This is a genomic window from Nonomuraea sp. CA-141351 (assembly GCF_050944675.1).
Classification (GTDB): domain Bacteria; phylum Actinomycetota; class Actinomycetes; order Streptosporangiales; family Streptosporangiaceae; genus Nonomuraea.
This window is the reverse complement of record NZ_CP191982.1, coordinates 11,515,350-11,527,853: the sequence shown is the minus strand read 5'-3', so window position 1 is coordinate 11,527,853 and position 12,504 is coordinate 11,515,350. Positions and strand designations below refer to the sequence as shown.

General features: G+C 67.9%; 15 protein-coding genes and 1 tRNA gene. 10 read left to right on the top strand and 6 right to left on the bottom strand.

Annotated features, from left to right (window positions below):
- Position 1: 1 nt before the first annotated feature.
- Positions 2 to 571, bottom strand: a complete 570-nt coding sequence (locus ACQPWU_RS54240; RefSeq protein WP_433434929.1) for a 5-formyltetrahydrofolate cyclo-ligase — start codon at positions 569 to 571, stop codon at positions 2 to 4.
- Positions 572 to 595: 24 nt separating this feature from the next.
- Between ACQPWU_RS54240 and galU the strand changes: the two genes are divergently transcribed.
- From galU to ACQPWU_RS54205, 7 genes are all read left to right on the top strand, one after another.
- Entirely contained in the window at positions 596 to 1,498 is a 903-nt protein-coding gene (gene galU / locus ACQPWU_RS54235) for a UTP--glucose-1-phosphate uridylyltransferase GalU (RefSeq protein ID WP_433434928.1), read from the top strand.
- Positions 1,485 to 2,672: a molybdotransferase-like divisome protein Glp gene (gene glp, locus ACQPWU_RS54230; protein ID WP_433434927.1), complete on the top strand. Its 1,188-nt coding sequence runs from the start codon at positions 1,485 to 1,487 to the stop codon at positions 2,670 to 2,672. The genes galU and glp overlap by 14 nt, the downstream gene beginning before the upstream one ends.
- On the top strand, positions 2,669 to 3,154 hold the full coding sequence (gene moaC, locus ACQPWU_RS54225) for a cyclic pyranopterin monophosphate synthase MoaC (RefSeq protein WP_433434926.1): 486 nt from the start codon (positions 2,669 to 2,671) through the stop codon (positions 3,152 to 3,154). The genes glp and moaC overlap by 4 nt, the downstream gene beginning before the upstream one ends.
- Entirely contained in the window at positions 3,154 to 3,633 is a 480-nt protein-coding gene (locus ACQPWU_RS54220) for a MogA/MoaB family molybdenum cofactor biosynthesis protein (RefSeq protein ID WP_433434925.1), read from the top strand. Before moaC ends, ACQPWU_RS54220 begins: the two co-directional genes overlap by 1 nt.
- A gap of 54 nt (positions 3,634 to 3,687) precedes the next feature.
- Positions 3,688 to 4,332 carry a GNAT family N-acetyltransferase gene (locus tag ACQPWU_RS54215; protein WP_433434924.1) on the top strand — a complete coding sequence of 215 codons (645 nt, stop codon included), beginning with the start codon at positions 3,688 to 3,690 and terminating at the stop codon, positions 4,330 to 4,332.
- Positions 4,333 to 4,456: 124 nt separating this feature from the next.
- Positions 4,457 to 5,035, top strand: coding sequence for a divisome protein SepX/GlpR (gene sepX / locus ACQPWU_RS54210; RefSeq protein WP_433434923.1), 579 nt, complete (start codon positions 4,457 to 4,459; stop codon positions 5,033 to 5,035).
- Positions 5,036 to 5,083: 48 nt separating this feature from the next.
- Positions 5,084 to 5,157: transfer RNA gene (locus ACQPWU_RS54205), tRNA-Ala, on the top strand.
- Between the two features lie 247 nt (positions 5,158 to 5,404).
- On the opposite strand, the gene ACQPWU_RS54200 is transcribed toward ACQPWU_RS54205, so the two are convergent.
- Positions 5,405 to 7,069, bottom strand: a complete 1,665-nt coding sequence (locus ACQPWU_RS54200) for a hypothetical protein (RefSeq protein ID WP_433434922.1) — start codon at positions 7,067 to 7,069, stop codon at positions 5,405 to 5,407.
- A 118-nt stretch (positions 7,070 to 7,187) separates the two neighbouring features.
- A complete protein-coding gene (locus ACQPWU_RS54195; protein WP_433434920.1) occupies positions 7,188 to 8,111 on the bottom strand; it encodes a hypothetical protein in 924 nt (307 codons plus the stop codon).
- 72 nt (positions 8,112 to 8,183) lie between these two features.
- Here ACQPWU_RS54195 and ACQPWU_RS54190 point away from each other — a divergent pair, with 72 nt between their 5' ends.
- A complete protein-coding gene (locus ACQPWU_RS54190; protein WP_433434918.1) occupies positions 8,184 to 8,498 on the top strand; it encodes a hypothetical protein in 315 nt (104 codons plus the stop codon).
- A 280-nt stretch (positions 8,499 to 8,778) separates the two neighbouring features.
- Here the strand turns inward: ACQPWU_RS54190 and ACQPWU_RS54185 are convergent, their stop codons facing one another.
- On the bottom strand, positions 8,779 to 9,270 hold the full coding sequence (locus tag ACQPWU_RS54185) for a hypothetical protein (protein ID WP_433434916.1): 492 nt from the start codon (positions 9,268 to 9,270) through the stop codon (positions 8,779 to 8,781).
- Between the two features lie 261 nt (positions 9,271 to 9,531).
- Between ACQPWU_RS54185 and ACQPWU_RS54180 the strand changes: the two genes are divergently transcribed.
- Entirely contained in the window at positions 9,532 to 10,083 is a 552-nt protein-coding gene (locus tag ACQPWU_RS54180) for an RNA polymerase sigma factor (protein ID WP_433434915.1), read from the top strand.
- Positions 10,080 to 10,673 carry a hypothetical protein gene (locus tag ACQPWU_RS54175; protein WP_433434913.1) on the top strand — a complete coding sequence of 198 codons (594 nt, stop codon included), beginning with the start codon at positions 10,080 to 10,082 and terminating at the stop codon, positions 10,671 to 10,673. Before ACQPWU_RS54180 ends, ACQPWU_RS54175 begins: the two co-directional genes overlap by 4 nt.
- A gap of 449 nt (positions 10,674 to 11,122) precedes the next feature.
- Here the strand turns inward: ACQPWU_RS54175 and ACQPWU_RS54170 are convergent, their stop codons facing one another.
- Both ACQPWU_RS54170 and ACQPWU_RS54165 read right to left on the bottom strand, forming a co-directional pair.
- Complete coding sequence (locus ACQPWU_RS54170) at positions 11,123 to 11,314, bottom strand: hypothetical protein (RefSeq protein ID WP_433434911.1); 192 nt, start codon at positions 11,312 to 11,314, stop codon at positions 11,123 to 11,125.
- A 63-nt stretch (positions 11,315 to 11,377) separates the two neighbouring features.
- The gene (locus ACQPWU_RS54165) at positions 11,378 to 12,487 is read right to left on the bottom strand and encodes an IS630 family transposase (protein WP_433431364.1); all 1,110 of its coding nucleotides are present in this window, start codon (positions 12,485 to 12,487) and stop codon (positions 11,378 to 11,380) included.
- Positions 12,488 to 12,504 lie beyond the last annotated feature (17 nt).

Here is a 12,504-nt window from a genome sequence, read left to right as displayed (position 1 = left end):
TTCACATAAGACTAATGAGTCCCTGTGGTGTCACGGCAAAACGGACGTGACGGTCATGCGGCTCCGCTGGAAGATCGTCGATCAGCTCCCCGTCGTGGAGCAGCGCGACTGTCGGGACGTTGGGCCCCACCCTGGTCAGGGCACGATCGTACGAGCCGCCACCGCGCCCCAGCCGTACACCCGTCTTCCTGTCCACCGCCAGCGCGGGCACGATCACCAGCGCGGCGGTGCGGATGGCGTCGACGCCGCGGCGGGTGTCGACCGGCTCCATGATCCCGAAGCGGCCCGGGGCCAGCGAGTCGGGCCCGTCGTACACCGCCCAATCCAGGTCGTAGTCCTCGCGGAGGACGGGGAGGACAACGGTGGCTCCATGTTTCCACAGAGCGAACACGAGCCCGTGCGTCTCCGGCTCCGTCCCCGTTGACCAGTAGCAAGCCACGAGACCGGCCATCTGGACCCACGGTTGGTCGAGCAGTGTTTCGCGGACCTTGATGGCGTTTGCTCGCAGCTGTTCGGGGGAGAGGGAGGCACGCGCGGAGCTCAGCTCCCGACGCAGGTTCAGCTTGTCCACAGATACCTCCACTAGGGTCTACTCATGGCTGACTTCGACCCTGTGACGAAAGCCGTCGTGCCCGCCGCGGGTCTGGGCACCCGGTTTCTTCCGGCGACCAAGGCGACACCGAAGGAGATGTTGCCCATCGTCGACAAGCCCGCGATCCAGTATGTCGTCGAGGAGGCCGCGTCCGCGGGGCTCCTCGATGTGCTCATGGTCACCGGCAAGAATAAACGGTCCATCGAAGATCATTTTGACCGCGCATTCGAGCTGGAAGAGGCCCTCGAGGCCAAGGGCGACGAACACCGGCTGTCCCAGGTGCGCGAGCCGGCTTCGCTGGCGACCCTTCACTACGTACGGCAGGGCGAGCCCAAGGGGCTCGGCCACGCGGTGCTCTGCGCCAAGCAGCACGTCGGCGACCACCCCTTCGCCTGCCTGCTCGGCGACGACCTGATCGACGGCCGCGACCAGCTGCTCAAGCGCATGATCGAGGTGCGTGACACGTTCGGGGGGAGCGTGATCGCGCTGATGGAGGTGCCCAAGGAGCAGGTCTCCCTGTACGGCGTCGCGACGATCGAGGCCACGGCCGAGGACGACGTCGTACGCGTGACCGACCTGGTGGAGAAGCCGCCGGCCGACGAGGCGCCGTCCAACTGGGCGATCATCGGGCGTTATGTGATCGATCCCGCGGTGTTCGAGGTGCTGGAGAACACACCGCCGGGGCGCGGGGGCGAGATCCAGCTCACCGACGCGCTACGCACGCTCGCCGCGCGCGGCTCTGCGGAGGGCGGGCCGGTGCACGGGGTGCTGTTCAGAGGGCGCAGATACGACACCGGCGACAAGCTCGACTATCTGCGGACGGTGGTGAAGTTCGCGGCGGATCGGGAGGATCTGGCGCCGGATTTCGTGCCGTGGCTGCGGGAGTTCCTCGATGAAATCGGTTGACGAGCATCTGGCCGAGATCCTGGCCACTGTTCGTCCGCTGGCGCCGATCGAGCTGGAGCTGGAGCAGGCGCTGGGGGCGACGCTGGCCGAGGAGGTCTCGTCGCCGGTGCCTCTGCCGCCGTTCGACAACTCGGCCATGGACGGATATGCCGTACGCGCCGCCGATGTCGCGGACGTCCCGGTTACCTTGCCGGTGATCGACGATGTGGCGGCCGGATCCGTGGAGCTGCGGGCCGTGGGCCCCGGGCACTCCGTGCGGATCATGACCGGCGCTCCCATGCCTGCCGGGGCCGATGCCGTGGTGCCGGTGGAGTGGACGGATGGGGGGACGGTCTCCGTACGGATCACGCGTTCTGCAACCGCCGGCAACGCGATCCGGCGGGCAGGGGAGGACGTGGAGGCCGGTGAGGTCGTGCTCAAGGCCGGCACGGTGATCGGGCCCGCCCAGCTCGGGATCATCGCGGGGGTGGGGCGGCGGCGGGTCTGGGCGCGGCCCAGGCCTCGAGTCGTCGTCATCTCGACGGGCGCGGAGCTGGTCGAGCCGGGCAGCCCGCTGCTCCCCGGGCAGATCTGGGAGTCCAACAGCTTCACGCTGACCGCGGCCGTGCGGGAGTCGGGAGGCGAGGGGTTCCGGGCAGGGGCTGTCGGGGACGATCCGGCGGTGCTGCTCGATCGGCTCGACACACATCTCGTGCGGGCCGACGCGATCATCACCAGCGGTGGGGTGTCCATGGGGGCGTACGAGCCGGTCAAGGAGGCTCTGTCGCCGCTGGGGACGGTTCGGTTCGAGAAGGTGGCGATGCAGCCGGGGATGCCGCAGGGGTTCGGCGTGCTGGGGGAGGATCGGGTGCCGATCTTCGCGCTTCCCGGCAACCCGGTGTCGTCTTTCGTGTCTTTCATGCTGTTCGTACGCCCGGCGCTCGACAGGATGCGTGGGCTTCCCGCGGGCATGCCCGAGCCGGTCACCGCTCGCGTCACCGGGCCGTTGCGGTCGCCGGCGGGGCGCCGGTCGTTCCTGCGCGGTGTGCTGGCCTCCGACGGCACGGTGTCGCCGGTGCACGGGCAGGGGTCGCACCAACTCGCCGCCCTGGCCTCGGCGAACGCGCTGATCGTGGTGGACGAGGACGTGACCGAGGTGCCCGAGGGGACGTCGGTGGAGGTGATCCCGCTGTGAGTGAACAGGGTGGGCTGACCCATGTCGATGAGACCGGGGCGGCTCGCATGGTCGACGTTTCCGCCAAGGACGTGTCGGCCCGGACCGCCACGGCAACGGGGCGGGTGCTGCTGTCCAGCGACGTCGTGTCGCTGCTGCGCTCCGGCGAGGTGCCCAAGGGTGACGCGCTGGGGGTGGCGCGGATCGCGGGGATCATGGGGGCGAAGCGGACGCCCGATCTGATCCCGCTCTGCCATCCGATCGCGCTGCATGGGGTGAAGGTCACGCTGGACGTCGAGGACTGGGGCGTGGCGATCACCTGCCGGGTGAAGACGGCCGACCGCACCGGGGTCGAGATGGAGGCGTTGACGGCGGTCTCGGTGGCGGCCCTGGCGCTGTTCGACATGGTCAAGGCGGTGGATCCGGGCGCGTTGATCACCGATGTACGGGTGGAGGAGAAGCTGGGCGGCAAGACCGGCCACTGGACCAGGGACGCGGAGTGATGCGAGCACTCGTGATCACGGTGTCGAACCGGGCGTCAGCCGGGATTTATGCCGACAAATCCGGTCCACTCCTCGCTGACCTGCTGCGTCGCGAGGCGGGCTGCGAGGTCGTTGACGGCCCCCTGGTGGTGCCCGACGGGGAGGCGGTCGAAGGCGCCCTTCGAGACGGGTTGGCGGAAGGGTACGACGTCATCGTGACCACCGGGGGGACCGGGCTGACGCCCATGGACCTGACGCCGGAAATGACGGCCCGGGTAATCTCCCGGGAAATTCCCGGGATAGCCGAGGCCATACGGCTGGCGAATCGGGAAAAGGTTCCTGCCTCGGTGTTGTCCAGAGGTCTGGCAGGCCAGGCAGGCGACACGTTGATCGTTAATTTGCCCGGATCGTCCGGTGGCGTACGCGATGGCGTCGCCGTACTCGCGCCGATTCTCCAGCACGCGGTCGATCAGATCCGAGGCGGCGATCACCCGCGCTGACCTCGATTCCGTGATCCGTGGCGACATCATGCCCGATGGGGGGATGATGAGGGTGTGGATCGACTTCGTGGCTGGCCGGCGACACTGAACGACGGTCCGGTAGGCCTCCGGCCGCTGCGGCTCGGCGACGTGCGGGTGTGGCGCGAGACCCGGCTGCGCAATGCCGACTGGCTACGTCCCTGGGAGCCGAGCAATCCTGAGACACCGCTGTTCAGGACCGGCCTCGGCCCCTACATCTCCATGGTCGGCACCCTCCGCCGCGAGGCCAGGCAGGGCCTGGCGATGCCCTGGGTGATCACGTACGGAGGGCGCTTCGCGGGACAGCTGACCGTGGGCGCGATCGTGTGGGGATCTGCCCGTTCCGCTCAGGTCGGTTACTGGATCGACGGCGCGCTGGCCGGACAGGGCATCACCCCCACCGCCCTCGCCATGGCCGTCGACCACTGCTTTTTCACCACGGGGCTGCATCGGCTGGAAGCGAACATCCGCCCCGAGAACCAGGCCAGCCGTAGGGTGGTTGAGAAGCTCGGATTCCGGGAAGAAGGCATTCGGCGGCGCCAACTCCACATCGACGGGGCCTGGCGCGACCACATCTGCTACGCGTTGACCGTCGAGGACGTTCCCGGCGGGCTGCTCGTGCAGTGGCGTCGCGCGCGTGAGTCAGCCGCTCATGGAGGGTCTCCCGTCGAAGAGGTTTGACGATCTCGCGACACACCGCACCGAATGCTCGTCAATTAGTGACACGCGGTCTTACGGTGCGTGACGTGAGCACATTGAAGGCGCGACGAGCACACTCGCGTCTTTGTGCTGCCCGGAGGTGGTCGTGAGCAGCGTCCTCCTCTATCTGGCGATCGTCGTGATGTGGCTCTGCGTCCTGATCCCGATGTGGCTGCGCAGGGACAAGACGAACCTCGCCGAGCTGGCCGAACTCGAAGAGCACTACACCGGCGAGCACCAGCTTCCCGACCTCGACAACCTGGACCCTTCGGACGCGGACGAGGACGACGGGGCCGAGGTGGAGAAGGTCGACGTGCGCCAGTTCCGGTTCCGGCGCCGCGCCATCATCGTGGCCCGCCGGCGTCGGCTCCTGTTCTTCACGGCCCTGCTGGTCCTGGCCTCGATGGTGACGGCCGCGGTCGAGATGATCCCGTGGTGGGGCGTGGCTCCCTCCGTGGTCATCATGTTCTCTTACACGGCCTTTCTCCGCATCGCCGTACAAGTGGACAGGGAACGCCGCGAACGAGCCCGCAGGATGCGTGCGGAGCGCCTGCGGCGAGCCCGGGAACAGCAGCGGGCCGCGGAGGATGCCGCCCAGGCCGAGATCATCGATCTCACGTCGCTGCAGACGGACGTCCTGTTCGATCAGTACGCCGAGCCGCCCAAGCGGGCGGTGGGCGACTGAAGGGTGGCGCGAGGACCCTCCGGAGTTTGCTAATCTGGTCGAGTCCTTGGGGATGTAGCGCAGTCCGGTAGCGCACTTCGTTCGCATCGAAGGGGTCAGGGGTTCGAATCCCCTCATCTCCACAAGGGGCCGTTCTTGAAACGGCTGGACTGAAGTTGACGGGATCCCGTCTGATCATCGCGATCAGGCGGGATCCTGCCGTTTCAGGGGTTTCCGAATCGGGTTCGTCCTGGTTTGGGGGCCGCGGAGCGGGTGTCCGGTGAGGCCCGGGTGGTGTCAGGCCACTGGTGGAGGAGCGAGATCCGGCCGTTGGGCATGGCGAAGCCGGCGGTGGGTGGGGTGCTGCGACGGGGTGGTGGGTTTTGCGGCTTATGGGGTGGGTGGTGGCCTGCTCTGGCCTGCGGGTGGTGTGCCGTCGAAGGTCCCGGCTGGAGTCTGCGGAGTGTCGGCGAGTGTGAGGGGCTCGTCTGCGGGCTCGTGGATGCGGCGCCATTGGTCGAGGAAGTGGTCGTTGGCGACGGTGACGAGCAGCGCGACCAGGATGGTCTGGGCGACGCGTCCGTGGGCGAGCCGGGTTTTGGGGTCGCCCAGATCGAGGTCGTGTCCCTTGAGTCCGTCGTTGAGGCCCTCGGTGTTGGCCCGGACGGACTTGTAGGTTCCGATCCAGGCGGGACTGAGGTAGGGCACGTCCTGGCGGAACTTGTCGAGGTGGCCGAGGTCGTCCTTGCGGACGGTGATGGTGTGCTGGTGGCAGATTTTCGGCAGTTCGTCGGCCTTCAGGTCGGGCTGTGGGGGAAGAACGCGAGGTTTGGCCGCCGAGTGAGCGGCTCGTTGCCGGGCGTCGGTGAGGTCGACCGCGGTGGGCCGGCTGGGTTCGCGCTGGTGGAGGCGGTCGAAGCGGGGGCAGGTCAGCGAAGGGGAGGTGCCTGCTGCCGGGCACTGGAAGCGGACGGTGCCGTCGGTGTTCGGGCTCTGTTTGAGGCGCAGCAAGTACGGCTCTCGCGCGCTGATGAGCGCGGTGAGTTCGTCCGAGGGAGTGCGGATAGAGCTGTCGTCCAGACCGGTGGTGGCCTGCGCGAGCCGGTCGGGCATCAGCGGGCAGGCCAGGGAGCCGTCGATGTGCAGGGCGCCGTGGGCGCTGCCCTGCACTCCCCGCTGATCCACTTTGTAATCGAGAGCGAGCTTGTAGCCGAGTTCGCGTGCGGGTTTGGCGAAGTGGCCGGGTTGTTGGTCGGTGTAGGCGCGGTCGACGACGGCGAAGGCGGCGGGCAGGCCGAGCCCGGCCAGTGGGCGCAGAGTGGTGATGGCGTTGGCGCCGATGCGTTTGTGTGGGGTGTCGAGGACCAGGCCGAGCGCCAGTTGCGGGAAGGAGCCGAGCGCCGGGCGGGTGCGGGCGGCGACGGTGAGGGTGGCACTGTAGCCGTACTCGGGTGGGCCGTTTCCGGCCGAGTGATGCCAGCCTGCGGTGATCTCGGTGGAGGCGATGAGTTCTCCGGTGGAGCGGCGGGCGTGGGGTGGGCGGGCGAAGACTGGGGCCGCGGTGGTGTCGATGCCGACGTTGCCGCGGAAGTGACGGAGGTAGCCCCGGCCTTTGGCCCAGCGCACCGGAGTGAGCACCAGCGCGGTGACGATGTCCTGCAGCAGTTCCCGCTTATGCGAGTGTGCGGGGTCGTCATCCTCCCACGCGGCGGCCAGGGCGTCGGCCTGATGCTGGGGCAGACGGGCGCGCCGATCGTGGCGGGCCGGATCCAGCACGGTGGTCAGCCGGTCGAAGGCCCGGTAGAAGCGGCGGGAGGAGGCGAGCACCTGGTGGATATCTTCGGGGTTGATGTCGGGCAGGCAGAGCCGGTGGCGTGCGGTGGCGGTCAGACAGAACGCGGCGATCCGCCAGGCCTCGACGAGAGTGGCCTTGCCGGTGTGGTTGATGGACAGCAGCAGGCAGGTCAGCACCGCGGCGATGGGCAGCCCGGGCGGGCCAGGTCTCGGGCCGAGTTCGGCGTCGATCAGCGGCATGATGCCGGAGTCGTCCAGCATCCGGGCGTAGTGGCTGTGACGGCGTCGGGGATCTGTGCCGTCTGCTTGGCAGGTGGCCGGGGTCGGGTGGCTCGGGCTCGGGTGGTGCGCGGCGGCCAGGCGCGTGGCTTCGCCGTACTCAATTGGCGCGGCCGCGCAGCAGCGCGACCGCGGTAGGCTCGTCCAAGGCGGGGACGAAATGTTGGTAGCGGGCCAGTGCCGAGGCGCTCATCCCGGCCGCGGCGGCCACTACGCCCAGGTCGATGCGGGCACTCAGCAGTTCGACGAGCCAGGAGGAGCGCAACCGGCGCACCGACAGGGCTGGCAGGCCGCCGGTCGGCTGGTGACGGGCTGTCCAGGAGCTGAACAGGTTCTTGGCGTGCCGGGCGGCGCGCCGGGGCCGGAAGATGAAGGCGTCGTCGGGCTGGTCGGCGGCGTGGGCCAGGACGTTCTCCCAGGAAGCGCGGCAGACGATCAACCGGTCTGTGCCGGGGACGGCGACCACGACTGCGCCGCAGGACAGGCGGCGCAGATGCCCGGTGCGGACGGCGGCCACCTCCCCAGAGGTCAGCCCGCAACCGAAGGCGAGCGCCATCAACGCCAGCGCGTCGCCTCTGGCCTGGCCGGGCAGGCGTTCGGCCCAGCCGCGAAGGCGGCCGAGCTGCGCCGGCGAGTACGGCGGGCTGACCGTCTTGGGCGCCTTCATCGGCGGCGGCACCTGTTCGCCACGTTCCAGCCAGGCCAGCGTGGCGCGCATGTGCCGCAGCCAGCTGCGGTAGGTCTGCACCGAACTCGGTGCCAGATCGGTGCAGCCGGTCAGGACGAACGCGTCGATCGTCTCATGCCGCAACCACACTTCCGGGTCATCCGGCAGGCCGGAGCGGTGACACCACACGGCCAGCCGGGTGGTCGCGGTGAGCAGCCGTTGCACCCGGTAGGGGGAGCGGTCGGCGCTGGCGGCGACCAACATCCGCACGTGCCCGGCGATCTGTTCCCATTCCGGCGGGGCCTGTTGTGGCCGGTAGCTGGTGATCGTGGCGGAGGTTTCCGCGTCGAGGGTCACACCCCATCCATAGCGGCAGAACAATCTGCCGTTACGGAGGGCGACGACATCTACCGAAAGGAGCCGTTTGTCATGGTCGGAGGACGTGGACGTTCCCGCTCTCCCCGGGAGTTGGCCGACGACCCGGAGAACTGGCCCCACGCGGACCTGTCCGGCCATCCGGCCACCGCCGTCGTCCAGGCCATCGCCGCGGCTCTGCAAGGAGTGATGGCCGAGCGAGGGCTGAGCTTCCGCCGTCTGGCCGAAGTTAGTGGGGTGAACCGGCAGACCGTCAACGACGTGGTCGTCGGGCGTTGCTGGCCGGATGTGGCCACCATCGCCCAACTGGAGGTCGGCCTGGCCGTCCGGCTGTGGCCCACTTCGCCCACCGGGACCGGTGGAAGCTGACCCGCGCCGGATCCCTTCTCGCCCTGGTGAGGGCATCGTCGATCCTTCCCCGCCCCTGCCCTGCCGATCGCAGGGCAGGCGAAATCCAGGCTCGACGCCTCCCCAAGAGGCTCCATTCGAGTTACTCTCGGGAGTGCGCGAGCCACTGTCAGTTAGAACCTGGAGGGTGCTCACGCAACCTCGGGTGCCGCCGAGGGCCTAATCTCGGCGGCACCCTGCTCGTCCGGTCCCGGCGCCCACGACCGTCGTTGAGCGTCTGACCTGCGATGTGTCTCTTGCTCTATGCCTCGTCGTTGGCGACTCCCCCCAGTGCGTGGCCATTGATGCCCGGGGCGATGGAGAACAGGCCCGGCTCGTGCTGGGTCAGCCAGCCCAGCGCCGTCAGCCGCTTGAGCCGTGCTCGGGTGGTCTCCACTCGCCCCCGCACGTCGGGCTCGCCCAGCGCTTGAGCCACTTCCTTGGCACGCATCGTCCGCCCGGAACTCGCCATGATCACAACGACCTGCTTGTCGAGCCCGGCGACCGGTTTCGGCGCCGGCGCGGCCTTCTCCGGCGAGGCGTGCGTCGGGGCGTCAGGCGTTCCGCCAGAAGGCGCTTGCTCGGGCCGGGAACGCCCGGCCAGCATCGGCGCAACCACCCTTCGGGCGGTGGCCAGGTCGCTCAGTCGCTCTTCCAGGGCCGCCACCTGCTCACGCAACGACTCAAGTTGCCCGCGGACGGACTCCTCGTCCGCAGTCAGCTGCTCTAGCAGCGATGCTTCGCCCAACGTCATGCCCGACCTCCACGTACTGGCGCCGTGCGCAACCCGCAGAAACCTGTGATTGCAAAGAGTCACGTAGTGCCTGCAAACCGTAACTGTAGATGGCTTTGCGGCTCACGTGAAGAGACACATCTGCAGCGGCCCCTCACAGCCGAGCACAGCTCTCCCTTTGCGACTACAGAGCCGCCGGGTGGCTGCCGTTGACGTCGGCTTGTAAGCCTTTGATCGCTTCAAACCAAGTATGGGTGTAGATCGACGAAGGGAGCATGGCCGGTGCGTCGCAAACAGGCGGAGTTCGCCACAGACTCCGTGGCGTTCGAAGCCTTCTACCGGCGGCACGTCGAGGGAGTCACGCGATTCCTCGCCCGCCGGGTCGATGACCCCCATGCGGTCGCGGACCTGGTGGCGGATGTGTTCCTTGCGGTGATGGAGTCCGCTCACACCTACCGGCCGGGACGGGGCAGCGAGGTCGCGTGGCTGTACGGCGTAGCACGCAACACGCTCTCGGCCGAGCGGCGCCGGGCCTTGAGGGAGTCCCAGCTGACCGACCGAGTAAGCAGGCGGCGGCCGCTGGACGGCGACGACATCGCCCGGCTGGAGGAGCGGATCGACGCGGAGCAGCCCGCTCGGCGGGCCTTCCAGGCCATGGCCGACTTACCTGAGGGGGAACGCGCCGTACTGGAGTTGGTCGTCCTCGACCAGCTCACCGTTACCGAAGCCGCGAGCTCCCTCGGTATCCGGTCAGGGACCGCCATGGTCCGGCTGCATCGCGCGCGCCGAACGCTCAAGGAAGTGCCCTTCGTCATGGAAGGAAACGGCAAATGAGTTTCGAGGAGCAGTTGCTGATGGATCTGAAAGTCGAATTCGCCGCGCGGGCCGAACGCCGTCGCCGGACCGTTCGTCGTATTTTCGTGGCAGCGGCGATGGCCGGCCTCGCCGCCGCGGCGGCCGTCGCCGTACCGCTGGTGACCGGCACGGAGAGCCCGGCGTACGCGGTGAGCAAGAAGGCGGACGGCACGGTGGGGGTCGAGATCCGTGAGTTCAAAGACGCCGATCAACTGGAGCGGGACCTGCAGGCGGCGGGCGTCAAAGCGGACGTCACGTACCTCGAGTCCGGCCAGCAGTGCGAAAAGAACAGAGGAATGAGCTCTCTTCTGCCAGAAGGGGCCATTCACATGCGGGAGGGCGGACTGGACATCGATCCCCAACTGCTCGACAAGGACAAGACGCTGGTCCTGGAGTTCGCCGGGAACGAAGAGGAAGTTTCCGCAGCGGAGCCGCCGAAGACGGGTAAGACCTGGTGGGTGCTCACGACGCTGATGATCCCCGGCAAGGTCGGTCCGTGCGTCGTCGTCGACAAAACGGACTGGGACGACGTTGATGGCCCGCAGGGCCAACCTCCAGCGGGAAGCTAGCACTCCGATACGGCGACGCCCGCGCTACCGTCCAGTCCGGCACCACGACCCAGGGCGCGGGCTTGCTCAGAGGCGGCGACAGTGGCCCGGCCTGCGAGCGGACCGCGCAGCGCGCGGGTACGAGGATCGTCACCCGGCCGTGGCCGCGGCCAGGCGACGAGGGTGCCCCTCCTCTGCCACACGCGTGAAGTCTTCCACCCTGGGGAAAGCGGTGCGACCGAAGATTGCTAGGGGCTGGGTGGACATTCACCGTATGAGCCGTCTGGGAAGCGATCATCGTCGTGTTGGGAAGCGATCTTGACAAGCCTGTCTTATCGCAGGCCAGGCACACTCGTGAACACCCCTTGCAGGAGCGTCGTCACATGCTTTCGCCAAGGGTTGGAGCAGCTGATGAGAAGTACCACGCGCAGCGCCCCTTGCCTCGAGCGCGTCAAGCGCGGTCACGGCCTCTAAGCCGTAACCGCGCCTAGCATGCTGGGCCGCCCATTCGACGAGGGGTACATGTCGATGAACATCGCCTCGGGAAACAACGCCTGCCGATGTTCGGCCAAGAACGCGAACACGCTGCCCTCAGGGATCAACGCCCGGCAGGTCTGCCACACATCCGGCCCGACCGGCTCACCGGCCGCCATGCCCTGCATAGCACCGAGTCTGACCCCATCACCGCCAAAGCGGAACCAGCACTCAACATCTTCAGCGCACTTCTAGTGTCCTGAGTCAGTAATTCGCCGACAATATGAGGCGAGGGCGTCGAGGATCTCTTCGGCGGTCTTGGCCCAGACGAAAGGCTTGGGGTCGTCATTCCAGGAGGCGATCCAGGTGCGGATGTCTTTCTCCAGCGCTTGGACCGTCTTGTGGACGCCGCGTCGTAGCTGCTTGGTCGTCAGTTCGGCGAACCAGCGTTCCACCAGGTTCAGCCAGGATGAGCCGGTCGGGGTGAAGTGCAGGTGGAAGCGCGGGTGTGCCAGCAACCAGCGTTTGATCGCGGGCGTCTTGTGCGTGGCGTAGTTGTCGCAGATCAGGTGGACCTCAAGCTCGGTCGGGACCTCCTTGTCCACCTTGATCAGGAACTTCTTGAACTCCACTGCGCGATGCCTGCGGTGCAGGGAGCCGATCACCTTGCCGGAGATCACGTCCAGAGCCGCGAACAACGTGGTGGTGCCAGCCCGGACATAGTCATGGGTGGCTCGCTCGGGCACGCCGGGCATCATCGGCAGCACCGGCTGAGATCGATCCAGCGCCTGGATCTGCGACTTCTCATCCACGCATAAGACCAGCGCCCGCTCCGGCGGATCTAGGTACAGACCGACCACGTCATGCACCTTCTCCACAAAGAACGGATCGGCTGACAGCTTGAACGTCTCCGACCGATGCGGCTGCAGGCCAAAGGCCCGCCAGACACGCGACACCGTCGACTGCGACAGGCCCACCTGCTTGGCCATGGACCGCGTCGACCAGTGCGTGGCGTTGGCGGGCTTGGTCTCCAAGGTGCGCGCGATCAGCTCCGCCACCTGCTCATCGCTCACCGTCCGCGGCCGCCCCGGACGCGGCTCGTCGGCCAAGCCCGCCAGCCGCTCCGCCAGGAAGCGCCGACGCCACTTCGAGACCGTCTCGCGCGATACCCCGACCTCCTCCGCCACCACTTTGGTGGACACGGGCAAGCCGTCCTCACCGATCGCATCACACGCCAGGATCAGCCGGGCCCGCAACGCCATGTCCTGGGCGCCCTTGCGCCGCCGTACCCACCGCTCAAGCTCAGCCCGCTCGCCATCGGTCAGATGCAGCGGCTCGACCTTCGGTCCCGGACGTCCCATAGCCAAGAACCATAGAC